17 protein-coding genes are annotated in these 24,410 nt (G+C 63.6%); 4 read left to right on the top strand and 13 right to left on the bottom strand.

Annotated elements, in window-relative coordinates:
* Window positions 1–563 precede the first annotated feature (563 nt).
* Window positions 564–2,531 (top strand): M23 family metallopeptidase, encoded by a 1,968-nt coding sequence (locus AC1D0I_RS28750; RefSeq protein WP_477228450.1) that lies wholly within the window; start codon window positions 564–566, stop codon window positions 2,529–2,531.
* Between the two features lie 11 nt (window positions 2,532–2,542).
* Here the strand turns inward: AC1D0I_RS28750 and AC1D0I_RS28755 are convergent, their stop codons facing one another.
* Window positions 2,543–4,102: an MFS transporter gene (locus AC1D0I_RS28755; RefSeq protein ID WP_477299731.1), complete on the bottom strand. Its 1,560-nt coding sequence runs from the start codon at window positions 4,100–4,102 to the stop codon at window positions 2,543–2,545.
* 164 nt (window positions 4,103–4,266) lie between these two features.
* Here AC1D0I_RS28755 and AC1D0I_RS28760 point away from each other — a divergent pair, with 164 nt between their 5' ends.
* Window positions 4,267–4,899 carry a TMEM175 family protein gene (locus tag AC1D0I_RS28760; protein WP_477299732.1) on the top strand — a complete coding sequence of 211 codons (633 nt, stop codon included), beginning with the start codon at window positions 4,267–4,269 and terminating at the stop codon, window positions 4,897–4,899.
* A 24-nt stretch (window positions 4,900–4,923) separates the two neighbouring features.
* Here the strand turns inward: AC1D0I_RS28760 and AC1D0I_RS28765 are convergent, their stop codons facing one another.
* From AC1D0I_RS28765 to AC1D0I_RS28800, 8 genes are all read right to left on the bottom strand, one after another.
* Window positions 4,924–6,399, bottom strand: a complete 1,476-nt coding sequence (locus AC1D0I_RS28765) for a L,D-transpeptidase family protein (RefSeq protein WP_477399421.1) — start codon at window positions 6,397–6,399, stop codon at window positions 4,924–4,926.
* Between the two features lie 151 nt (window positions 6,400–6,550).
* A complete protein-coding gene (locus AC1D0I_RS28770) occupies window positions 6,551–6,916 on the bottom strand; it encodes an MmcQ/YjbR family DNA-binding protein (protein WP_457152869.1) in 366 nt (121 codons plus the stop codon).
* Between the two features lie 56 nt (window positions 6,917–6,972).
* The gene (gene clpB / locus AC1D0I_RS28775) at window positions 6,973–9,579 is read right to left on the bottom strand and encodes an ATP-dependent chaperone ClpB (protein WP_095084815.1); all 2,607 of its coding nucleotides are present in this window, start codon (window positions 9,577–9,579) and stop codon (window positions 6,973–6,975) included.
* Between the two features lie 221 nt (window positions 9,580–9,800).
* A complete protein-coding gene (locus AC1D0I_RS28780; RefSeq protein WP_477399405.1) occupies window positions 9,801–10,766 on the bottom strand; it encodes a DUF4167 domain-containing protein in 966 nt (321 codons plus the stop codon).
* Window positions 10,767–11,069: 303 nt separating this feature from the next.
* Window positions 11,070–11,948 carry a peptide chain release factor N(5)-glutamine methyltransferase gene (prmC, locus tag AC1D0I_RS28785; RefSeq protein ID WP_477399407.1) on the bottom strand — a complete coding sequence of 293 codons (879 nt, stop codon included), beginning with the start codon at window positions 11,946–11,948 and terminating at the stop codon, window positions 11,070–11,072.
* Complete coding sequence (gene prfA, locus AC1D0I_RS28790; protein ID WP_095084818.1) at window positions 11,941–13,020, bottom strand: peptide chain release factor 1; 1,080 nt, start codon at window positions 13,018–13,020, stop codon at window positions 11,941–11,943. Before prfA ends, prmC begins: the two co-directional genes overlap by 8 nt.
* 10 nt (window positions 13,021–13,030) lie before the next feature.
* Window positions 13,031–15,301, bottom strand: coding sequence for a phosphoenolpyruvate--protein phosphotransferase (ptsP, locus tag AC1D0I_RS28795; protein ID WP_477399409.1), 2,271 nt, complete (start codon window positions 15,299–15,301; stop codon window positions 13,031–13,033).
* Between the two features lie 83 nt (window positions 15,302–15,384).
* Window positions 15,385–16,638, bottom strand: a complete 1,254-nt coding sequence (locus AC1D0I_RS28800) for an aspartate kinase (RefSeq protein WP_477399411.1) — start codon at window positions 16,636–16,638, stop codon at window positions 15,385–15,387.
* Between the two features lie 232 nt (window positions 16,639–16,870).
* Between AC1D0I_RS28800 and AC1D0I_RS28805 the strand changes: the two genes are divergently transcribed.
* Window positions 16,871–18,751 (top strand): CHASE3 domain-containing protein, encoded by a 1,881-nt coding sequence (locus AC1D0I_RS28805; protein WP_477399413.1) that lies wholly within the window; start codon window positions 16,871–16,873, stop codon window positions 18,749–18,751.
* A 78-nt stretch (window positions 18,752–18,829) separates the two neighbouring features.
* Here the strand turns inward: AC1D0I_RS28805 and AC1D0I_RS28810 are convergent, their stop codons facing one another.
* Both AC1D0I_RS28810 and AC1D0I_RS28815 read right to left on the bottom strand, forming a co-directional pair.
* Window positions 18,830–21,061: a diguanylate cyclase gene (locus tag AC1D0I_RS28810; protein ID WP_477399415.1), complete on the bottom strand. Its 2,232-nt coding sequence runs from the start codon at window positions 21,059–21,061 to the stop codon at window positions 18,830–18,832.
* Between the two features lie 145 nt (window positions 21,062–21,206).
* Window positions 21,207–21,521 (bottom strand): putative glycolipid-binding domain-containing protein, encoded by a 315-nt coding sequence (locus tag AC1D0I_RS28815; protein ID WP_477399417.1) that lies wholly within the window; start codon window positions 21,519–21,521, stop codon window positions 21,207–21,209.
* A gap of 435 nt (window positions 21,522–21,956) precedes the next feature.
* On the opposite strand from AC1D0I_RS28815, the gene ubiG reads away from it, so the two are divergent.
* Window positions 21,957–22,706, top strand: a complete 750-nt coding sequence (ubiG, locus tag AC1D0I_RS28820) for a bifunctional 2-polyprenyl-6-hydroxyphenol methylase/3-demethylubiquinol 3-O-methyltransferase UbiG (RefSeq protein ID WP_111548894.1) — start codon at window positions 21,957–21,959, stop codon at window positions 22,704–22,706.
* 59 nt (window positions 22,707–22,765) lie between these two features.
* Here the strand turns inward: ubiG and AC1D0I_RS28825 are convergent, their stop codons facing one another.
* Window positions 22,766–23,281 carry a flavin reductase family protein gene (locus AC1D0I_RS28825; protein ID WP_477399419.1) on the bottom strand — a complete coding sequence of 172 codons (516 nt, stop codon included), beginning with the start codon at window positions 23,279–23,281 and terminating at the stop codon, window positions 22,766–22,768.
* 152 nt (window positions 23,282–23,433) lie between these two features.
* On the bottom strand, window positions 23,434–24,324 hold the full coding sequence (locus AC1D0I_RS28830; RefSeq protein ID WP_477300170.1) for a DMT family transporter: 891 nt from the start codon (window positions 24,322–24,324) through the stop codon (window positions 23,434–23,436).
* Window positions 24,325–24,410 lie beyond the last annotated feature (86 nt).

The following is a 24,410-nucleotide window of genomic DNA, read 5'->3' on the forward strand; positions in this document are numbered from 1 at the left end:
CAGTGTCGTGGCCCGTTTCGCTTTTGGCTCCGGGGCCGTCCGAGTGTCGCTTACGCGGCTCTCTTGAATCTCACAACGGGCAGGCTTAGAAGCAAACTTCTTCGTCGCCAGCGGCGTGCCGCCCTCGTTGGTGAGGCGTATATAGTCGCCACCTTCAACAACTGTCAACAGCCATCTCAAAGTTTTTGAACTTTTTGCGACAGAAATCTCGGGCCCGGTCTGTTGATAGCCGGCTGCCCTTGGGGAACAGCGACAACGCCGGACGGGTGACCACGAAGGAGCCCTATTGCCGCCGCATTGCCGTTCGACACCGAAGCCAACGAAAGCGGCACCGCGCCGACGGCGCAGCGCCTCTTTCAAGAGCCTCATACAGGGGTGCGCGATGAGCCTTGCAGAGAAGGTGAACCGCCCCTCTTTATAGAGCGCCCTATACAAGAGAAGTGCGCGAGGGGAATTCGACCGGGGCGTAGGCTTCGTTGACTTCACCGGCCATGACAGGCAAATGTCACGGCCATAACAAAAGCGACAAGCCGTTCCGCCCGGGGAAGAAGCAGCCTTTCTGGATGCCAGACACGGAAGATGTCATAGCCGAACTCGGCAACGAGCCGCCGCTTATCGCGGACGGCCGCAGCGGCCCGCCCGACCGGCGCGAGGTTTCCGCACGCTGGCTGTCAGGCACCTTCCTCACCGGCGTGACCTCAAGCGTGCTGATGGGGGTGGCACTGTTCGCTGCCCTTGACGGACGTCAGCAATTGGCGACGCCACCCGAGATTGCGGAACTGATCAATCTTGCCGGCAATGGCGATTCCGGCGAGGTGGCCAAGACGACAAGGCTGGTGGCGCCGCGTCAGATCGCCAAGGCCAAGGACCGCCGTCGGATGGAAGTGTCGATGGTGACCAAGGTCGGCGACCGTGACGTCATCCACACCATGCCTTTCGTGCAGATCAAGATGGCGCTTGCCGCCGGCCACACCACCAGCCGCCCCTACCCGCCTTTCGACCCGATGCAGGTGTTCGGCAACGACGGCGACGACAGTGCTGCGCAGCCGGCGACAGCCTCGGCCGCTTCCGGCCAGATCTACGGCGCCAAGGTCGAAAGCGAAATGAGCCTGAAGACCGTCGATTTCCCGGTCGATACGGCGGCTTTCGACGAAAAGAGCGACCTCTCCGCCGACGAGGTGGAAAAGGTGGTGCGCGAAGCCGGCACCGACCTCAGCGATGGCGCCGTGCAGGTCGCGTCACTCCATTATGTCGACCCGCAGCGGTTCGGCGACGCCTTTGCCGAGAGCATGGCCGGCTCCTATGATGTCAAGATCGTGCCGGAGAACGTCTCGGTGGCGCCACGCGCCGCCGCCGACGATCAGGCGCCGGCTTTCGCCGAGGAAATCATTCCCTTCACCAAGGATCTCGACATTACCGAGGCCTTTGCCGATTCGGGCTATACGGGAGAAGACGCCACCGGCATGGCCGAAGCGATCGCCAAGCTGTTGAACGCGACGGCGCTCAAGGCCGGAACTGTGCTGCGTGTCGGTCTCGAGGTGCATGGCGACGCCGCCAAGGTCGTGCGCACCAGCGTCTACGACCGAACGCAGCACATCGTCACCATCGCGCTCGACGATCGCGGCCAGTATGTGCCGGCGCAGGAGCCGGATCCGAACCCCGAATTACTGACGGCGTTCGACGACTCACCGCCCGTGGTGGTGCGCGGAAATTTGCCGAACATCTATGACGGCATCTACCGCGCCGCTTATTCCTATGGCATGTCGAAAAAGATGACCCAGCAACTGGTCAAGCTGCTGGCATCCGGCGTCGACTTCCAGTCGCGACTCAATCCGGCGGATCGCCTCGAAGTCTTGTTCTCGCAGCCGGACGGCGACGACCAAGCGTCCGACGAGTCCGAACTGCTTTATGTCTCATCGACCTTCGGTGGGCAAACGCGCAACTTCTACCGGTTTCAGATGCAGGACGGTAGCGCGGACTATTTCGACGAGGACGGCAGCAGCGCCGAGCAGTTCCTACTGCGCAACCCACTGCCAAACGGGAGATTTACCTCCGGGTTTGGTGCGCGCAGGCATCCTATCCTCGGCTATGTCCGCATGCACACAGGTACGGACTGGGCCGCCCCGATCGGATCGCCGATCATCGCCGCCGGCAATGGCGTCGTCGAGAAGGCGGGCTGGGCCGGCGGCTATGGCAAACAGATCATCATTCGTCATGCCAATGGCTACGAGACGTCCTACAATCACCAGAGCGCCTTTGCCAAAGGTATCGAAGAAGGCGTGCGCGTTCGCCAGGGCCAGGTCATTGGTTATCTCGGCCAGACCGGCCTCTCCACCGGTCCGCATCTCCATTACGAGCTGATCGTCAACGGCACCAAAGTCGATTCGATGCGTGTCAGGCTGCCAGTCGGCAAAGTGCTGAAGGGCGATGATCTCGTCGCCTTCAAGCGCGAACGCGAGCGTATCGACGATCTGCTGAAGCAGGAAGACAGTGACTCGCTGAAGGTTGCGAGCGCCAAGATCGACGGCTGATTCGCTGATTTTCAGCCTTGCGGATTTTCCACACGCCGCGGCCATGGCAGCCACTGACCGGAAATGGTCGTCCACGCGATGACTGCCGAAAGCAGGCAGAGCAGCGCCGTCACCGAAGAGACGGCGGAAAACGCCGCGTCGCCGGCGGCGAGCCTCGCCGCATCGACTGCCGGCGCCAGCCCAGCCATCGCCGGTTCGCCAAAGCCTGGCACGCCGGGCGTCGCATTCCCATCGAGTGCTTTCGCGTAGACCCAGGCCGCRAGCGAGCCCATCGCTGCCACCGCGATCAGGCCGCCGATGCGCGAGACAGCATTGTTTATGCCGGAGGCAGCACCGGTATCCTTGTCTTCCACGGCCGTCATGATCGCGGTCGACAGTGGCGACACGACCAGCGCCATGCCAAGCCCCATCAGCCCCATCAGCGGAAATGTTCCCGTCCAGAAATTGTGGATGCCGGCATGGGTGAGCAAGGCAAGTCCTGCAAAGGCGAAAGCCACGACAAGGCTGCCGAAGGCGATCGGAAAGCGCGGCCCGATCCGGTCGGACAACTGGCCGACGGGCCTCGACAAAAGTGCCATCGATGCCGACAGCGGCAGGAAGATGAAGCCGACCTCGGCCGTGCTCAGTCCCCAGCCGGCGATCAGCAGCATCGGCAGATAGAAAAGATTGGCCGACAGCGCGAAATAGAGGAAGAACGTCGCGGCATTGGCGCCGGCGAAAGCGCCCACGCGAAACAGCGACAGATCGATCATCGGCTCGCGCTGCCAAAGCTCGAAGGCGATGAATACAGCGAGCAGCACGGCGCCAACGGCAATGCTCGGCCCCGACAAATGGCCCTCGCCGCTGGCGCTCATCGAGGTCAGCCCGTAGGCGAGCGCGCCGAAGGCCAATGTCGCCAGTGCGGCACCGCCGAGATCCAGGCTGCGTTTTTCCGTCGGCGCATCGGCCGGGATCTTGGCCAGCAGTAGGTAGATCGAGATCAGGCCGAGCGGCAGGTTGACCGCGAAGATCGCCCGCCAGATGCCGTCACCGAATGCCGACAGCACGAAACCACCGAGCACCGGGCCAAGTGCCGTGGTCAGCGCCGAAGCCGCGGCCCAGATGCCGATGGCGCGGCCGCGCTCTTTTTTCGGATAGGCCTTGGCGATGATGGCGAGGCTGCCCGGCACCATGATCGCCGCACCAATGCCCTGCAGCGCGCGAAATGCGATCAGCACCACCGCATTCGGCGCCAGCGCACAGGCAAGCGAGGCGACAATGAACAGCGCAATGCCTGCCACGAAGGCGCGGCGCAGACCGAATCGATCGCCGGCGGCGCCCCCGGCAAGGATCAGTGCCGAGAGCGTCAAAGCATAGGCATTGGAAATCCACTGCGCCTGCGCCAGGTTGGCACCAAGGTTGACGCGAATCGCCGGCATGGCGATGGCCAGGATCGAACCGTCGATGAAACCGAGCGCCGAGGCCAGGATCGCCGCAATCAGCACGAATCGCCGTTGCGATGGCGGACAGAACGTGCCGTTGGTGGCCGGACTGGTCAGCGGAACGGCGGCGGCTTCGCTTGGTGAATGCATGGAACCTTGCTTAGACCGCAGGCGTGTTGGCAACAACCGGCCAGTGGCTTGCTGTCCTTGAAACCAGCCATATGGCCAGGACTGCGCCTGTCCGGATGCACAAGGCGGCAGTCATGCTAGGTTCTGGCTAGCTTTCTGGAAAATTGCAGAGGGGGGAAAAGTCGATGAAGCGGCCACTTGAAGCATCGGCGGAGGGACGCGGCCGTATCGTCGGTATCACCGACGGCGTGTTCGCCATCGCCCTCACTCTGATCGTCCTCGAAATCAGGGTGCCGGCGCACGAGGCGATCCATTCGGAGCGCGATCTGCTTGCCGCGATCGCGGCACTGGCACCACGCTTCCTGACCTATGCCTTGAGCTTCCTGACGCTGACCATCTTCTGGTTCGGCCAACAGGCGCAGCATGGGCTGATCGCCAAATCCGACCGGCGGCTTGCGACGCTGAACCTCTGCTTTCTCGCCTTCATTGCCTTGCTGCCGTTCTCGACCGATCTGTTGGCCGACTTCCTCGAGTTCAGAACCGCGATGCTGGTCTACTGGCTCAACCTGCTGATGCTCGGCGTCACGCTGTTCGCCAGCTGGCGCTATGCGGAGAAAAACGGCTTCCTGGCAGAGGATGTCGACGCGGAAACCAGCCGCACGGTCTATCTGCGCATCGTCAAGGCGCAGATCCTGTGGGCGGTCGGCGCGGCACTGTGCCTGATCACGCCGTTACTCAGCGTCGGATTTATCCTGGTGGTGCAACTGGTCTATGCGGTAACCCCTGGCGCGAAGTGGGTGCGCAGGATCATCGGCTGAGCGTTTCGGAGCGCTGCTTCAGCTTCAGTCGACGAACTCCACCGTCACGCCCGGCGAGACCAGCTTGGCCAGTTCGCGCGCATCCCAGTTGGTCAGGCGCACGCAGCCATGGCTTTCTGTTTTGCCGATCTTCGACGGATCCGGCGTGCCGTGGATGCCGTAGGTCGGCTTGTCCAGAGCGATCCACACCGAGCCGACCGGACCGTTCGGACYTGGCGGAATCGTCAGGACCTTGTCGTTTTGACCCTGCTTGAAATTGATGCTGGGGTTGTAGGTGTAGTTCGGATCGAGAGCGACGCGCGATACAGCGTGTATGCCGGACGGTGACGGTGTATCCGCAGACCCGATGGTTGCGGGATAGGCCGCCACCAGCTTGTCGCCCGCATCATACGCGAAGACCTCTTTCCTGCCCTTGTCGGCGACGATACGGGCAACCGGCGTCGAGACCAGTTTGCCGAAATTGGCGACCTTGATGGTCGTACCGGGACGATTGAAGTTGGCGTCCGGGTTGAGCGCCTTGAGGTAGTTCTCGTCCATGTGGAAGCGCTCCGCGAGCGCCTCGGTCACCGACGTATAGCCCATGCGGTCGAGCTGCGCCTTCTGGCTGTAGTCTTCCGGGATCGAGGCGACATAGGGACCGGCCGCATCCTCCGGGGTGATGGTGTAATTGGCGAAGGCATCGCCGCCAGACTGCGCAAGAGCCGCCTGGATGCCGACCGCATCGGTCGACCGCAGATTGCTGCCAGTGATCTGGTTGTAGGCGGCGAGCGCCTTGTCGACATTCGAACCGAAACGCCCATCGATGACGCCAGGCGAAGCGCCACCCCGGTCGAGCAGCACCTGCAGCGCCGCGACATCCTGACGTGCTCCCAGCGAAAGCGCCGGCTCGACGGTCGACTTGCCCCCAGTCGTTGGCGGCAGTCCCGCCTGCTCGGAGGGAGACGCCGGCTGGGCAGGGTCAATCGAGGCCTCGTTCAGCGGCTGGCGTTTGATCGTGCCCGGCTCTGTCGACTGCGGCGCATCGGGATAATTGTTGTCGTAGCTGCCGTCGTCCTGCGGTGGCGGCGGATAAGCTTCCACGGAATTGTCGCTGTTAGGATCATATTCGTCCGCCGGCGGCGGGATGACCCGGCCTTCTTCTTCCAACTGCTTGCGACGGAACCGCGCCATGTCTTGCGGATCGTCGAGATAGTAGCGGTCATTGTCATCGGGGACGCGGCCCAGTTCGCGCAGCCGTGTCTCGCGACGCAGCGCGCGCCGGTCGAGCCGCGTCTGCGGCGGCTGGATAGCGATGACCTTGCCGGTATCGGCATCGACGATGACGCGGTTGCCCCTGGCGTCGTAATAGATGTCGAGATTGCCGTCCTGGGCGACGAGGATGCCGCCATCGTCGGCAGCGCGGGCAACCCGTGGTGCGCTGTCCTGCGTCGGCGCGCCGAGCGCGCCAGAGGACAAAAGCCCGCCGGCGAGTACCGAAAGGGTGAAGATCGTGCGCAGCATGGTGGCCAAACTCTCCGGTCCGTAATTGCCGCCGCCCGGCAGTGTCCCTGTACGGCGAACCCCTTCGCCAGCAAACCAGTTCACCACCATATGGTTCCAATATGAACCGGGCATGAAGATGGCGGTTTCCCGGCGCCTCGATGAATATCAGCTAGCTTGCGGCAAGTCCCAGCTCCCTGCGCGCCTGCTTCGTCAGCTTCAGGGCAACAAGGCGATGGCTCTCGCGCAGATAGTCCTTCAGCGCGTCATCATCCATGCTCTGGCTTGTCTGACGCTGGATCCATTTCATGCCGCGCGAAGCAAGATAGGGTGCCGGCCGCAAGCCCGGCTGCTCCTTGAGCACGTCATAGGCGATGTCGGAACATTTGAAGGTGACGAAGAGCTGCTGGCCCTGGTCCCAGCCGCCGATCGCAAAGACTTTGGCCCCGACCTTCCAGACATGAGCGCCGCCCCATTGGACGACGTGGTTTGTCGAAGGCAGCGAAGCGCAGAAGCTGTTGTAGTCGTCCAGCGTCATCCGCGCCCCCGCTTGTATGAAAGGCCGCGCGTCCAGGCTGGACGCGCGGCGTTGGATCAGGCTGCCGCCTCGGCCGCCACAATCGTCGGCTTCGAGCGGAAGTTCAGCCGGTCGGAACCGGCTGTCACCTTGACGGTCGAGCCGTCGAGGATGTCGCCGAGCAGGATCTTCTCCGCCAGCGGGTCCTGCAGTTCCTTCTGCATCACCCGCTTCAGCGGCCGTGCGCCATAGGCCGGGTCGTAACCCTTGGCCGCCAGCCAGTCGATCGCCTCCTGGTCCAGCGACAGCGTGATCTTGCGATCGGTCAGCAGGCTCTCCAGCCGCTTGAGCTGGATCTCGACGATGCGGCCCATATCCTGCCGGCGCAGCCGGTGGAACAGGATCACCTCGTCGACGCGGTTGAGGAACTCCGGCCGGAACGAAGCCTTGACGACATTCATCACCTCGTCGCGGACCTGATCGACATCCTGGTCCTCGCCGAGACTGACGAGATACTCCGCGCCAAGGTTCGACGTCATGATGATCAGCGTGTTGCGGAAGTCGACGGTGCGGCCCTGGCCGTCGGTCAGGCGGCCGTCATCGAGCACCTGCAGCAGCACGTTGAACACGTCCGGATGCGCCTTCTCGATCTCGTCGAACAGCACGACCTGATAGGGCCTGCGCCGCACCGCTTCGGTCAGAGCGCCGCCCTCCTCATAGCCGACATAGCCGGGAGGTGCACCGATCAGCCGGGCGACCGAGTGCTTCTCCATGAACTCCGACATGTCGATGCGCACCATGGCGCTCTCGTCGTCGAACAGGAAACTGGCAAGCGCCTTGGTCAGTTCGGTCTTGCCGACGCCTGTCGGTCCGAGGAACATGAACGAGCCGATCGGCCGGTTCGGATCCTGCAGGCCCGCACGCGCCCGCCGCACGGCCTTCGAGACAGCTTGCACCGCCTCGCCCTGGCCGACGACGCGCTTGCCGATCTCGTCTTCCATCCGCAACAGCTTGTCGCGCTCGCCCTGCAGCATCTTGTCGACCGGAATGCCGGTCCAGCGCGAGACGATATGGGCGACATGGTCGGGAGTGACCACCTCTTCGACCATACCGACCTTGCCGTCCTGGGCTTCGGCTTCCTTCAGCTTCTTTTCCAGTTCCGGGATCTTGCCATAGGCAAGCTCGCCGGCGCGCTGGAATTCACCCTTGCGCTGCGCAATGGCAAGCTCGTTGCGCGCCTCGTCGAGCTGCTTCTTCAGATCGGCGGCAAGCCCGAGCTTCTGCTTCTCGGCCTGCCACTTGGTGGTGATCTCGGTCGATTCCTCCTCGAGCCCGGCGAGTTCCTTTTCCAGGCGGGCGAGCCGATCCTTCGACGCATCGTCCGTCTCGACCTTCAGCGCCTCGCGCTCGATCTTCAGCTGCATGATGCGGCGATCGATCTCGTCGAGTGCCTCCGGCTTGGAATCGACCTGCATGCGCAGCCGCGAGGCGGCTTCGTCGACGAGATCGATCGCCTTGTCCGGCAGGAAGCGGTCGGCGATGTAGCGGTTGGACAGCGTCGCCGCCGCAACCAGCGCCGAATCCGAGATGCGCACCTTGTGGTGCTGTTCGTATTTTTCCTTCAGGCCGCGCAGGATCGAGACGGTGTCTTCCACCGTCGGCTCATCGACGAACACCGGCTGGAAGCGGCGGGCAAGGGCAGCATCCTTCTCGACATGCTTGCGATATTCATCAAGCGTTGTGGCGCCGACGCAGTGCAGTTCACCGCGCGCCAATGCCGGCTTCAACAGGTTCGACGCATCCATGGCGCCATCCGCCTTGCCGGCACCGACCAGCGTGTGCATCTCGTCGATGAACAGGATGATGTTACCGTCGGCCGAGGTGACTTCGGAGAGCACGGCCTTCAGCCGCTCCTCGAACTCGCCGCGGTATTTGGCGCCGGCAATCAGCGCGCCCATGTCGAGCGCCATCAATTGCTTGTCCTTCAACGATTCAGGCACGTCGCCATTGACGATGCGCAGCGCCAGGCCTTCGGCTATCGCCGTCTTGCCGACGCCCGGTTCGCCGATCAGCACCGGATTGTTCTTGGTGCGGCGCGACAGCACCTGGATGGTGCGGCGGATCTCATCGTCACGGCCGATGACCGGATCGAGCTTGCCGGCGCGGGCATCCGCGGTCAGGTCACGCGCGTATTTCTTCAACGCGTCGTAGCCCTGTTCGGCGCTCGCCGAATCGGCGGTACGGCCTTTGCGGACATCGTTGATGACCTGGTTGAGCGCCTGCGCGGTGACGCCGGCCTTGGCCAGGATGTCGGCGGTCTTGGCCGATTTTTCCATGGCGAGCGCCTGCAAGAGCCGCTCGACGGTGACAAAGCTGTCGCCGGCCTTCTTGGCCAGCTCTTCGGCGGTCGAAAACACCTTTGCCAGCGGCTGCGCCAGATAGAGCTGGCCGTTGCCGCCTTCGACCTTGGGCATCGCTTCGAGCGCCGTTTCGACGCCAAGCTTGACGTCGCGGACGTTGCCGCCGGCACGTTCGATCAGCGACGCGGCCAGGCCCTCGTCGTCGTCGACGAGCACTTTGAGGATGTGTTCGGGTGTGAACTGCTGGTGGTTGCGGGAGAGCGCCATGGTCTGCGCGGACTGGATGAAGCCGCGCACGCGCTCCGAGTATTTCTCAAGGTTCATATCTGTCTCCTTCCATCACCGGCCCGCTTTGCGGCACCGGATCCGATTGCGGTGACGGACCCGCCCATTCGAGCCGGGTCCAGTTCAGCCGAGATATGGTGCATAGGCCATGCTGTCTCAAGACGCCTTGATGTCGGTCAACGCACAATATTCCATCGAGGCACAAAACGAAAACGGCGGAGATTTCTCTCCGCCGTCCGATATCCTGAAATGTCGTTCGATCAGTTGTCGATGTCGACTTTGACCGGTTCGGCATTGCCGCCGTCGGCCGGGGCCGCAGCCACCTCGCCGGCATCGGCGCCGGAATTGACATTGTCGCTGCCGCTGTCGACCTGATCGGCGCTGACGCGCGGACGGCGCGGGCGCCTCGGGCGACGGGCAGCACCGCTTTCGGCGACCGCCTCATTGAGCTCGGCCTGGGCGGCAAGACCTGCCGGCGACAGGTTTTCGAACAACGGAGCCGGCTCGGCGGCCGCAACGGATTCGCTGGCCTCGGTCGGCGAAGCGGCTTCGATCGGGGTCGGGGCCTCGTTGCGCTGGGGCTGGCCGCCTTGCTCGGCGGACGAGCCATAGTCGCGCTGGCCATTCTGGCCGTAGCCGCCATTGGGGCGACGATCGCGATGGCGTCCACCATTGTTGTCGCGACCGCCATTGTTGCGCCCGCCATTGTCACGCCCGTTATTGCCATCACGATTGTCGCGGCCGTTTTCCCGGTTGAGCGCGACCTCGGCCGGCATGCCTTCGATGACCGGCTGCGGCCCGGCGCCATGGTTGATCACCGGTACCTGGACATCGGAAATAGTGTTGCCGCTGTTGCCGGCATTGTCGAACTCGTCGCGATCCTCGTCGCCGTCATCGTCGAAATCATCGCGATTCTGTTGCGTGTTCTGGATCGGCATCTGCGCCTGCGCGGCTGCGATGATGCGATTGTAGTGTTCGGCGTGCTGGAGATAGTTCTCCGCCATGACCCGGTCGCCGGAGCTATGCGCATCACGGGCCAAGGTGGCGTATTTTTCGGCGATCTGCTGAGCCGAACCGCGGATCTTCACGTCCGGGCCGTTGCTCTCGTAGTTGCGCGTCAGGGGATTTGGTCCCTTGCGGTTGTTGTTGTTATTGTTGTTATTGCCACCGCCGCCGCCATTATTGTTGCGACCGCGCATGCGCCTGTTCTGCTGTTGTGGCCTCATCAAACTCTCTTCATTTTGAAATTTTCGAAAACTCTTCACGAACGGAGGCGCTCATGCAGCCAGCCGCTTCGTTTCTTCACCGGCGTTCGCCCGCATCAATTGCGTTGGCGCCACGTGCCATCCTGTTCCGGTTACATCACTTGCCGGACGATTCCCGCACGAAGCTTGGGCATCGTTTGCGCAAGAAGGCAGCTATTTCCAAGGAAGACCGAATCGCTAAGAGCACTGCCTGCTTCGTCTCATCCGGTTAAGGCGACCCTAGCCGCATTCCCCGGCATTGCCAAGCGCTTTTTTTGCACTGCGTCAAGGCTTTGTCCTTTTAAAGACAAGAACCCTGTCGTTTCCGCCAAGGTCCTGAAATGCACCGCCCGGCAGATAGCCGGCTACGGCGAATATTTCCAAGACCTCGTTGTGCTGCGTGTGGCCGATCTCGACCGCAATCCTGCCTTCAGCTTCCAAAAACCTTGCCGCCTCCGCGGCGATGATCCTGTAGGGGTTCAGACCGTCCTCGCCACCATCCAAGGCCAGGCGCGGATCGAAATTGCGGACTTCGTCCTGCAGATTTCCAATGTCTTCTGACGGTATATAGGGAGGGTTTGCGGCAATTACATGGTACCGGCCGGAAACTTTTTCGAACCAGTCCGACTGGAGCGCCGTGAATCGGCCTGCGAGGCCCAGTTGCCTTGCATTGCTGGTTGCCGTCGCCAGCGCGCCCGCGGACATATCGACGCCAGTGGCGATCGCGGCCGGCACGGCGCTGAGCAGCGCCAGCGCGATGGCGCCGGTGCCGGTGCCAAGATCGAGGATGCGGCATTCGCCTTCCCGCACTGCCACTGCCCTGACGAAAGGCAGCATCGCCTCGACCAGCGTTTCGGTATCCGGCCGCGGCTCCAGCGTTTCCGGCGACAGCGACAGGCGCAAACCATAGAATTCACGATAGCCGAGGATGCGATGCACCGGCTCGCCGCCGGCGCGCCGTCTCAAGGCATCAACAATTGCCGCAATGGCGCTTCCGTCGATCTTGCGGTTGGGATCGGCAATCGCCTGCGTGCGCGTCGTGCCGGAAAAATGTTCGACGATCAGCCTCGAATCGAGCGCCGGATCGTCGACGGCGGCAGCGGCGAGCCGAGCCTGCGCCTGCCGCAGCAGCGGCCCCAGCGCCTCGGGCAGTCGATCAGCCATCGATGCCGATGTCGGCGAGCAGCTTCGACTGGTGATCGGCGATCAGCGCGTCAATCACTTCGTCGAGTTCGCCCATCATCACCCGGTCGAGCTTGTACAGCGTCAGGTTGATGCGGTGGTCGGTGACGCGGCCTTGCGGGAAATTGTAGGTGCGAATGCGCTCGGAACGGTCGCCGGAGCCGACTTGCGACTTGCGCGATTCGGAGCGCTCCTCGTCCGCCTTGCTGCGCTCCAGGTCATAGAGGCGGGCGCGCAGGATCTGCATCGCCTTGGCGCGATTCTGGTGCTGCGACTTTTCCGCCTGCACCACCATGATACCGGTCGGCAGATGGGTGATGCGCACAGCCGAATCGGTGGTGTTGACGTGCTGGCCGCCCGAGCCCGAGGCGCGCATGGTGTCGATGCGGATGTCCTCGGCCCTGATGTCGATGTCGACCTCTTCGGCCTCCGGCAGCACGGCGACCGTGGCGGCCGAGGTGTGGATGCGCCCGCTCGCCTCGGTCGCCGGCACGCGCTGCACGCGGTGCACACCGGATTCGAATTTCAGATGCGCAAAGACGCCCTTGCCGGAGATCGTGGCGATGATTTCCTTGTAGCCGCCGGCATCGCCATCGCTGGCCGACACCGTCTCGAAACGCCAGCCGCGTTCGGCGGCGTAGCGCTCATACATGCGAAACAAGTCGCCGGCGAAAAGCGCGGCCTCGTCGCCGCCGGTGCCGGCACGGATTTCGAGAATGGCGTTCTTGTCGTCGGCGGCATCCTTGGGCAGCAGCAGGATCTGGATGTCCTTCTGCAGCGCCTCGATGCGCTCCTCGACCTCCGGCAGGTCGGCCTCCGCCAGCGCCCGCATTTCAGCGTCGGTACCCTTATCGGCAAGCATGGCTTCAAGATCGGCCTGCTCATGCTCGGCCGAGCGCAGCGCCCTGACCTTGGCCACCATGTCCTGGATCTCGGCGTACTCCGACGCCATCCGCACATAGGCATCCGGCGCCGGGCCAGCCGACATCTGCGCTTCGAGCATCTCGAAACGCTTGACGACTTGATCCATACGATCGCGGGGCAAATTGACCATGATAAGGATGCTACAATGGGATCGAACGGTCGTCGGCAAAGGCCTGCAGCAGCGCCCGCATCGGCAGCCCCTGCGCCGGCGCCATCAGATTGTCTTTGAAGAACGCCTCCAACTCATCCAGCGGCAGTTCCGTCAACATCGCCTTAACCGGGCCGATCGAGGCCGGCGACATCGAGATCGAGCGGAAGCCGAGACCGATCAGCGCCATCGCCGAGATCGGCTTGCCAGCGAGTTCGCCGCACAGGGTTACCGGCGTATGGTTGCGGATGCCGGCATCGGCGATCTGCTTCAGGACGCGCAGGAACGGCGCCGACAGCGTATCGAACCGGTTGGCCAATTGCGTGTTGCCGCGGTCGACGGCCATGACGAACTGGAACAGATCGTTCGAACCGACCGAGACGAAGTCGACCGCTTTCATCAATTCGTCGAGCTGGAACAGAAGCGACGGCACTTCCAGCATCGCGCCCAGCTTGAGGCTGGTCGGCAAATGATGGGCAAAGCGCGACAGATGCCTGACCTCGCGGTCGATGATCTCGCGCGCCTGGGCGATCTCGCCAAGCTCGGTCACCATCGGCAGCATCAGCTTGAGTTCACGTCCGCCACTGGCCTTGAGCAGAGCGCGGATCTGGGTGCGCAGCAGGCCCGGCCGGTCAAGCGTCAGGCGGATCGCCCGCCATCCGAGCGCCGGGTTCTCCTCCTGGATCGCTCCCTTGAAATAGGGCAGCACCTTGTCGCCGCCGATGTCGATGGTGCGGAAGGTCACCGGCTTGCCGCGCGCTGCCTCGAGCACGTCACGGTAAAGCTTTTCCTGGGCCTCGGCGCGGGGAAATGTCGAGGCGACCATGAACTGCAGTTCGGTGCGGAACAGGCCGATGCCGGCCGCGCCCGCCTCGGCAAGCTGCGGCAGGTCGACGGCAAGACCGGCATTCATCAACAAGTCGACCTGGACACCGTCCCTCGTCGTCGACGGCCTCTTGCGCAGCTCGCGATAGACTTCTTGCCGGCGTGCCCGGAAACGCACCTTTTCAGCATAGGCGGCCTCAAGGTCGGACTGCGGCCGCAAATGGATCACGCCCTCTTCGCCGTCGACGATGATGGCATCGCCGTTTTCCGCCATGGAAACGGCGCCTTTCATCTGGCCGGCGACAGGAATGCCCATGGCGCGCGCGACGATGACGACGTGGCTGGTGGCAGCACCGTCCTCGAGCACCAGCCCGCGCATCTTGTCGCGGGGATAGTCGAGCAGCTCGGCGGCGCCCATCGAGCGGGCGACAATGATGGCGTCCTTCGGCAGCGACGCCGCGACATCTTCCGGCCCGCGCCCCATCAGCTGGCGCAGCAGCCGGTTGGCGAGGTCGTCGAAATCGCTCATCCGCTCGCGCAGATAGGGATCGGTCATGTGCAGCATGCGGGCACGCATGTCGCTCTGCACCTTTTCCACAGCCGCTTCCGCCGTCAGGCCGTTGCGGATCGCCTCTTCCAGCCGGCGCACCCAGCCGCGGTCGTTGGCGAACATGCGATAGGCTTCCAGAACCTGGCGATGCTCGCCCTCGAAGGCGACGTCGCGGCGCTCCAGCATGTCGTCGATGGAGAGCCGCAGCGAGCCGAGCGAGGTCTCGAGCCGCCTGACCTCTTCCTCGCTGTCCTCGTTGAACAAATTGGTGACGACGATGCGCGGCTCGTGCAGCACGACATGGCCAAGCCCGACGCCGTCGTTGAAGGACAGGCCGGTGAAACTGACCGGACGGCGCAGGTCGAGTTCGAGGCCCGGCCGGGTCAGCCGCGCCAGATCGCCGGTGGCGATCATCTCGGCAATGACCATGGCGGTGGTTTCCAGCGCCTCGACCTCGTCGTCGCGGTAGTGGCGCATGGTCTTGTTCTGCACGACCAGCACGCCCAGCGTGCGCCCTGCCCGCAGCACCGGCACGCCAAGGAAGGAATTGTAGATCTCTTCCCCGGTCTCCGGCAGGTAGGCAAAGGCCGGGTGTTCCTGGGCGTTGGAAAGGTTGAGCGGCCGCGCGCTGGCCGCGATCGTGCCGACCAGGCCTTGCCCCAGCCGCAGCTGCGCCAGGTGGACGGCGTTCGGGTTCAAACCTTCGGTGGCGTAGAGTTCGAGCACCGAATCGGCGCGCAGCACGTAGAGCGAGCAGACTTCAGCGACCATGTTGGAGGCGATGTCGCGCACGATCCGGTCAAGCCGCTCCTGCGGCTCCAGCGGCTCCTGCATGAGCTCGCGGAGCCGTTTCAGCAAAACGCGCGGGCCACTGGCCTGATCACGCATCGCGGCTTCTTCTCCAATGGGCATTTTGCCCGCCGCAGTTTCCACTGCGACCGGCGCACAAGCAACAACTCAAATCGTTCTCGCTACTGCTTATCCAGACCGTAGACGGAATGCAAAGTACGAACCGCAAGTTCAGTGTACGGACCGTCGATCAGTATCGAAATCTTGATCTCGGAGGTCGTGATGGCGCGGATATTGATCGAACGGTCGGCCAGCGCCTTGAAAGCGGTGGCGGCGACACCGGCATGGCTCCTCATGCCGATGCCGATGACCGAGACCTTCGACATGCCGGCTTCCGATTGCACGACATCGTAGCCGATCGAGGCTTTCAGGCGCTCGAGCACGGCCAGCGCCTTGTCGACATCGCCCGACGGCACGGTGAAGGTCATGTCGGTGAACTTGCCGTCCTCGGAAATGTTCTGGACGATCATATCGACATTGATGTTGGCCTCGGCCAGCGGCCCGAAGATGCCGGCGGCGACGCCCGGCCGGTCGCCGACACGGCGCAGCGAAATCTGCGCTTCGTCCTTGGCATAGGCAATTCCGGTGACGACCTGCTGTTCCACGATCTCTTCCTCGTCGCAAATGAGCGTTCCGGGCGGATTGAGCAAATCCCCCATTCCGGGCGCATCGGGATYGTCGAAGGACGACCGCACGAAGGTACGCACCCTGTGCACCATGGCAAGCTCGACCGAACGCACCTGCAGAACCTTGGCGCCAAGCGAGGCCATTTCAAGCATTTCCTCGAACGAGATCTTGGCCAGCCGCCGCGCCTTCGGCTCGATGCGAGGATCGGTGGTGTAGACCCCGTCGACGTCGGTGTAGATGTCGCAACGATCGGCCTTGACCGCCGCGGCGATCGCCACAGCGCTGGTGTCGGAACCGCCGCGGCCAAGCGTGGCGATGCGATTGTCCGGGCCGATGCCCTGGAAGCCGGCGACCACCGCCACCTGGCCCTCGCCGAAACGCTTGATCAGGAAGGCGCCGTCGATGTCGAGGATGCGCGCCGCGCCGTGGGCATTGTCGGTCTTGATCGGGATCTGCCAGCCCTGCCAGGAACGGGCGTGCACGCCCATGTTCTGCAAGGTGATTGCCAGAAGGCCGGCGGTGACCTGTTCGCCGGAAGCGACGACTGCATCATATTCGCGTGCGTCGTGCATCGGCGAGGCTTCGCGCGTCCATTGGACCAGTTCATTGGTCTTGCCGGCCATCGCCGAGACGACCACCGCCACCTCATGGCCGGCATCGACCTCGCGTTTGACGTGACGCGCCACATTGCGGATGCGGGCGATGTCGGCGACGGAGGTTCCGCCGAATTTCATCACGATGCGCGCCATGGAAGCGAAATGCCTTTGACTGAAGCCGGACCCAGCCCAAAAGCGGAATCCCGAAAAGCGGAAGGCCAGCTGATGCCGGCCGCTGAATGCGCGGCCTCCTTAGCCAAATGATGAAGCTTTCGCAAGGCTGGCGGCGGATTGCCGACTTCAAGAACATGGCATATTGCGTTCCGGTCCGCCGCCGCTTACGAAATGCTGCCCGCGGGAATTCCCATTTGGTTCGGCATAACAGATGATTGCTCGTCTTCGACGCGCCACCCGATGGCAATCGCTCCCGCTTTTCATCGGCTTCGCGGTGCTGGCGCTGATCGTCGGCACGCGCGCCGTGCTGGTCGAGAGCCAGCGGGCCAATCGCGCCGCCGCGCGTGAGACAATCGAATATCAGGAACTGCTTTCCGGGCTGCTTTCACTGGCGCAGGATGCCGAGAGCGGCCAGCGCGGCTATCTGCTGACCGGCGAGAAATCCTACCTCGAACCCTATCGGAAGGCGGTCGAGGCAATCCCGGGGCAACTCGCCCGTATCGACACCATGACAGCCTCGGACGACCAGCTCGCCCCGCAGGTCAGTCACATCAAGGATGCGCTTGCGCAAAAGCAGGCGGAGCTGTCCGAAACGATCGCCCTCTATGACAAGGGTGACGCGGCGAAGGCGCTGGAGATGGTCCGCAGCGGTCAGGGCAAGGCCGCCATGGACGAGATCCGGGCCAGCATGGATACGATCCGGCGCATCGGCGCCGCCGCCGTCGCCGAGCGTGACGAGCACACGGACCAGGTCGAGACCTGGCTGCGCATCGGCTCGCTGGCAGCGCTGCTGGCGATCTTTCTGCTCGGCACCTTCACCATCCGCGAATCCCGACGCCGCTACCGCGAGGTGGCCGTCGCCCAGGATGAGCTGACGCGCAAGAACATCGCGCTCGGCAATGAGATCCAGACACGCGAAAAGGCCGAATCCCAGATCCGCCAGATGCAGAAGATGGAGGCGGTCGGTCAGCTGACAGGCGGTATCGCCCACGACTTCAACAACATGCTGGCGGTGATTATCAGCGCCATGAACCTCGCCCAGCGTAAGCTGGAGCGCGGCGAGCACGACATCGCAAAATTCATCGAAGCAGCGATCGACGCGGCAAACCGGGCGGCAAATCTGACGGCCAGGCTGCTCGCCTTCTCGCGCCAGCAGCCGCTGGCGCCGCAGATCGTCGATACCAACCGCCTGCTGACTGGAATGTCCGACCTGCTTCGGCGGGCGCTCGGCGAAACCATCCGCATCGAAACCGTGCTGGCGGGAGGCTTGTGGAAGACCCATGCCGACCCGAGCCAGATCGAGAACGCCATTCTCAACCTTGCCGTCAACGCGCGCGACGCCATGGGCGACGACGGCAAGCTGACCATCGAGACCGCCAACAGCCACCTCGACGACAGCTACGCTGCCACCAATGCCGAGGTCAAAGCCGGCCAGTATGTGATGGTCGCCGTCAGCGACACCGGTTCGGGCATGGCGCCCGACACCATGGCCAAGGCCTTCGAGCCCTTTTTCACCACCAAGCCGGTCAACAAGGGCACGGGCCTGGGGCTGAGCCAAGTGTACGGCTTCGTCAAACAGTCCGGCGGTCACGTCAAGATCTATTCCGAGCCCGGCGAAGGCACGACCATCAAGATCTATTTGCCGCGCTTCTTCGGACAGGAGGAGGTCGCCGTGCCGGCGGGGCGAGGCGACAACCCCATGGCTCCGGTCACCGAAACCATCCTTGTCGTCGAGGACGATGCACGCGTGCGCGCCTCAACCACGGATGCCCTGCGCGAACTCGGCTACACCGTCATCCATGTCGGCAGCGGCCAGGAAGCGCTGCAGGCGCTGGCCGAAAACCCCGACATCGCCCTTCTGTTCACCGATATCGTCATGCCGGTGATGAACGGCCGCAAGCTTGCGGAGGAAGCGGTCGCCCGCATGCCGCAGCTGAAGGTGATCTTTACCACGGGCTTCACCAGGAACGCCGTGGTCCACAACGGCGTGCTCGACCACGACGTGCACTTCCTGGCCAAGCCGTTCACCATCGAGCAACTGGCGGCGAAACTGCGCGACGTACTCGACACCAAGCAGCCCGGCCCGGAATGATCCTGTCGTGATCGACAACCGCGACCTGCCCTGACGCAACTGCGTTTCTGGGTGGGTGCGACAGCGGGACACCGGACCTCAAGCCAGTGTTTTGCTGGCCTTGGCCTGGTGCCGGTCGGCCGGGGCCTTGCCCAGCCCGACGACGACGCGGTCACGCCCATCCGCCTTTGCCTGATAGAGCGCGCGGTCCGCGGCGTTGACGATCTCCGCCCAGGACGCGCCAAGCTCCGGAAAGGAAGCCACCCCGAATGACGCGGTGATGGTGCCAAGCGTGCGGCCGCGATGAGCGAGGTGAAGCTGCTTGATCGCTTTTCGCAGCGCTTCGGCGCGCTCGGCGGCATCGGCGAGCGACGTCGCCGGCATCATCAGGGCGAATTCCTCGCCGCCATAGCGTGACACCACGTCACTTTCCCGGGCGTGGTCGAGCAGCGTGGCGCCGACCTGCTTGAGGACGAGATCGCCGGCTTCATGGCCGAACGTGTCGTTGAACTGCTTGAAATGATCGACATCGAGCATGATCATCGCCAGGGGCTGTTCTGCGCGCTCCATGCGCCTCAGTTCGCGACTGCTTGTTTCCTCGAGATAGCGGCGGTTGTAGAGCCCGGTGTTGGGATCACGGATCGATTGTTGCCGCAGCGTTTCGCGCAGGCGCAAATTGGCCAGCGCCAGCGCCAGCGTATCGACGACGCCGCGCAGGATCTGCTGCCGTTCGGTCAGCCAATCCGGCTTGTCGGCGGCGTCTGGTTCGCACAGATGCACGATGCCAAGCGTCTCTCCCTGTGCCGCCAGAGGCATGCAGACATAGCCGCGGCCGCCATTCTCGGTGATGTGGCTGCAGCGCGGCGTCAGCATGCCGGGGCCGGCAACATGCTCCTGGCCGCGCCGCAGCGCCCAGCAATCTTCCGGCGCAAACTGGCCAACGCTCGAACGGACCGCGCCCCAATGCGCCATCTCCTCGACCAGATTGCGCGAGGCACTGGTCAGATGAACGGTTCCGCTCAAACCGCCAAAGAAGTCGGGCATGGCCGACCCGACGACGGAAAAAGCCTCCTGGAAGGTGACGCAAGCCTGAAGCAACTCCCCGAGTTTGACCAGGCGGGTCGTTGCCTGGGACGTCTCCTTCAGTTCGCGGTTCAGCGTCGACAGTTCCTCGGCGCGATCGCTGACCGCGCGCTCGGCGCTGCGCAACTCGCCGATGTCGCTCAACGTCAGCACGATGCCGCCATCCGAGCGATTGAGCGGACTGCAGCTCGCAATCACCGGCAAATACGATCCATCAGGCCTTACCAACCGCACCTCGGCCTGATGCTGGCGACCCGTGGTCAGCGCCAGTTCGATCGGGGATGTGCCCTGCGCCAGCCTGTCTCCCGACAATCCTCGCATATGGAGGACCGACGGCCAGTCCTGGCCCTCGATCTTGTCGTTGCGCAAGCCGATGATTTCGGCCGCTGCGGGATTGACCGAGACGATCTGGCCGTTGCCGTCGATAACGGCAATGCCCTCGGCGACGGTACGGACGATATCCTCGATATAGGCCTTCTGCTCGACGAGTTGCCCACGCGAGGCTTCGAGCTCGGATGCCATGCGGTCGAACCCTTGCGCCAACAGGCCGAACTCGTCATTGGAGGTACGGCCGATCCGTGCCCCGGCGTCGCCGCGCGCCAGCGATTCGATGCCGCGGTTGAGGCCGGAAAGGCCAGCGCCAAAGCCGCGCAGCAAARGGAAAGCCGAGAGCGCCGAGATCAGCACGGCGGCCGCGGTGCTGAGACCGACAAGCCAGAGCATGTTGTTGGTGCGCAGATGGGCGGCGCGCAGCAGCGGCGTGTACTCAAACAGGACTGCGCCGACGATCTTGCCCGGAGCATCCTTGATCGGTACGGCGACCAGGTTGATCGCCTCTGACACGTCGGCGCTGCTTTCGACGAAGTCGCGCGGCTCGCCGTCATCGAGCGTGCGGCCGACTTCGTTGCCGCGATCATGATCGAACGCGGTTCCGATATTTTGTTCTTCACCCGGAACGTCGGCCAGAATGATCTTGCCGCGATCGACGACCACGAGGTCGCGTTTCGAGCCGATGTGCTGCGAGGTTACGAATTCACGCAGCGCCTCGGGTCTCTCGAACAGCGGACGTGGCGTATCGGCAGCCTTGAAGGCGATCGCCGCCGCCAGTTGCCGTGCAACGCTCGTCGCCTCAGCCAGTGCGGCGGATCTGGTCAGCGACATCTGGGAGACTATTGCAATGCCGCCCACCAGGCCGATCAAGGCCGCTGCGCTCAGCAAAGTAGCGATAATCTGGGTCTTGATCCGCACCAAGCCATCCGATTCTAGGAAAGGCAATCTATATGCCGAATCCCGCTCGTGCTTCAGGAAACCGCCAACCTCGTAAATTTCATGTTAAGGAAGCCCTATCAACCACCGTCGCTGGGACAGACACCCTGCACAAAGGGATGCTGGGTCAGCCTGGCTGTGCGACGGCTCTCCACAGGCCGGGATAATCGACAACGAAACCGTGCGGCGACACGTCGAGGACCTCGTCATAGCCGAACATGGGCGCGGCATAGGCATAGCGTACCGTGTCGAGACGCCGGTAGGTCTGATCGAGGCGCACCAGCCTGAGTTCGGGGAAGGTCAGGTAGGCGGCCGGGGCGGGCGTCGCCTCCCCAATGCCGAGGTCGAACCGACGGATCGCCAGCAGGTTCGATGCCGGCGTGAAGCCAAGATCGACGTCGACAAGCCCCGCGACGCCCTGCTGGACTTCGCCGTTCAGCATCCACCGGCCGCTGGACCCTCGTTCGATCGCGTAGTGCAGCTCGCGCGAGCCGAAAAGCCGTCGACCCGCGCCGATCGTGTGCGCCAGCCAGCCTCGCAAATCACCTCATAGGCAAGGCAGCATGGCTGGCCGTCATGGACGAAGATCGCCTGTCCTTGAGGCTCTGCCCGCCGTCGGTCGGCGAAAGCAGGCAGGCGTCGTGGCCTTCCACGTCCAGCCGGCGCCAAAGGATGGAAGCCGTCATCGGTGTAATCGTCCACTCCCTCGACGTCAAAACGATGCCACTCCTTCGCCTGCCCGGCCAATTGTGTTTCACCCGCGGCACCCGCAACTGACATGCCCTGACAGAATGCATCGCCCTGGCGGAAGGGGAAAATTGTTGCCTTGACATTCGCCGCCCCACGCCCGACTTCCTAGCACTTGAGGAGACAACCGATGCCAGAGCCCCGACGATCGACGATCGATGCCGGAGAAGTGGAACGCTTTTCCGCTCTTGCCGCCGAATGGTGGAACCCGAACGGCAAGTTTCGCCCGCTGCACAAGTTCAATCCGGTCCGGCTCTCCTATATCCGCGACCAGATAGCGACACGCTTCGGCCGCGACCCGCGCGCGGCACGGCCTTTCGAGGGCCTGCGCATTCTCGACATCGGCTGCGGCGGCGGGCTTTTGTGCGAGCCGATGGCGCGGCTTGGCGCCGAGGTGGTCGGAGCGGATGCCTCCGAAACGAACATCGAAGTGGCGAAGCTGCACGCGGCCGAGGGCAATGTGAGCGTCGATTATCGCGCAACGACGGCCGAGGACCTGGCCGATGCCGGTGAGAAATTCGACGTCATCCTCAACATGGAAGTGGTCGAGCACGTCGCCGACATCGACCTGTTCGTCGCCAAATGCGGCGAAATGGTCCGGCCCGGCGGCATCATGTTCGTGGCCACCATCAACCGCACGCTGAAGGCGCTCGGACTGGCCATCATCGGCGCCGAATATGTGCTGCGCTGGCTGCCGCGCGGCACCCACCAGTTCGGCAAGCTGGTGCGCCCGGAAGAACTCGAAAAGGCGCTTGGCGGCGCCGGCTTGAGCATCATCGACCGCACCGGCGTCACGTACAATCCGCTTGCCGACCGCTGGGCGCGCTCCAAGGACATGGACGTCAACTACATGGTGCTGGCGGAAAAAGGCTCGGTCTGATCCACCGGACGCGCAGGAACGTCGTTTGCAGGCCGGCATCACCTGAATATCAGCACATCCTAGGCGTCGAGCGGCCTGTAACCGCCCCGCCAGTAGATTAGCGCCTGCCCGGCATCGTGGGTGCGCACGGCCTCGACCGTGCCGATGACGATGGAATGCGTGCCGCGATCGATCATCTCGTCGAGGCTGCAGTCGAAGGCAGCCACCGCGTCCGAAAGCAATGAAGCTCCGGTCTTCAGCGTCATCCATTCAGCACCCTCGTAGCGGTCCTTGCCCTTGATGCCGCCAAAACCGGAAAACCGCTCGGCCACGCGCTGATGCTGGGGTCCGAGCGAATTGACGCCGAAATGCCGGTAGCGTTCGATCAACGGCCAGGTCGACGACGACCGGTTGACGCAGGCGATCACCTTGGGAGGCTCGGCCGACAGCGAGACGACCGAAATGACCACCAGGCCGGAGCGATCCTCGCCGACACCTGCAGTGATGACGCTGACATTGCCGACGATCAGCCGCATCGCGGCTCGAAAATCCGCAACGCCGACAGGAGTTCCCTCCGGAACCTTTGGTTCAGTCATGGCTGGCTCCTCGATGTCCCGGAAGCGGAAACGGCTTTCGGAAAAGACCACGCTCAAACAAGAAGATAAAGCGAATCCAGAGACAAATTCAGGTGAACCCGCGCCGGCGGCCATGGCGGCCGGCATGACCCATGCCACTCAGCCGAGGCCGCTTACGCTTTCTGGCTTTGTGCCTTGGTGGTGATGAAGACGCCGGCCGTGATGATGACCGCGCCAGCCCAGGTCAGCAGCTGATAATGTTCGCCAAGGAAGACCGTGCCGGCGAACAGCCCGACCGCCGCTGCCACATAGCCGATCTGGCTGAGATAGACGGGGCCACCGACCGACTGCAGGCGGAAGAAGAAGGCGAACATCGCCGACGCCGACGCGGCCTGGGCGACGACGACCAACGGCACGCCGCCGAGGAGTGCGAAGGTCCCGGCGCCGAACAGAGCGAGAATGCCAACAAACAGCATCGCCGCCGACGCCAGGTGGCTGCCAACTGCAAGCTCGATCGGACCGGTGCCTTCCGGCCAGTCCACCGTGCGGTAGATGTTGCCGGCGGCAAGGCTGACCGGGATGAGCAGGCCCATCACCACCCACAACAAATCGGCCGGCTGGCCGGCCTCGCCGCGCGTCACCGCCACCATGACCGCGCCGACGAAGCCGACGGCGATGCCGGCGATGCCCAGCATGTTGGGACGCCGGACACGCAACACGATCGAGAACACCAGCGTGATGACAGGCGACAGCGTGAACATGATGCCGGTGTAGCCGGCGCCGAGATGCGGAATGGCCGAGAACATCATCAGGTTCGGGACGGCATAGGACACCGCCGCGGTGATGAAGAAATAGCGCAATTTGTGCGCGGTGAGCCGGATGCGCTGGCCGCGCAGCAGCAGGGCGAACAGCAGCACGCCGCCGGCGCCGAGCGAGATGACGAAGGCCCAGACCATGGCCGGCACACCGGCAGCCGTGGCGAGCTTGCCGAACGGCAGCGTCAGGCCGAGCAGGCCACCGGTGATCACCAGCAGGCCGAGCGCCGAATCCCAGAGAAATTTCATCATCGAGCCCCGTCGTGCGCGGCCCTTGGCCGGCATTGCATCTTGAGGTAAAATAATTGTAAGATTCTTAACGTCAAGATATATGA

The sequence above is a fragment of the Mesorhizobium sp. P2_D1 genome (assembly GCF_056404455.1).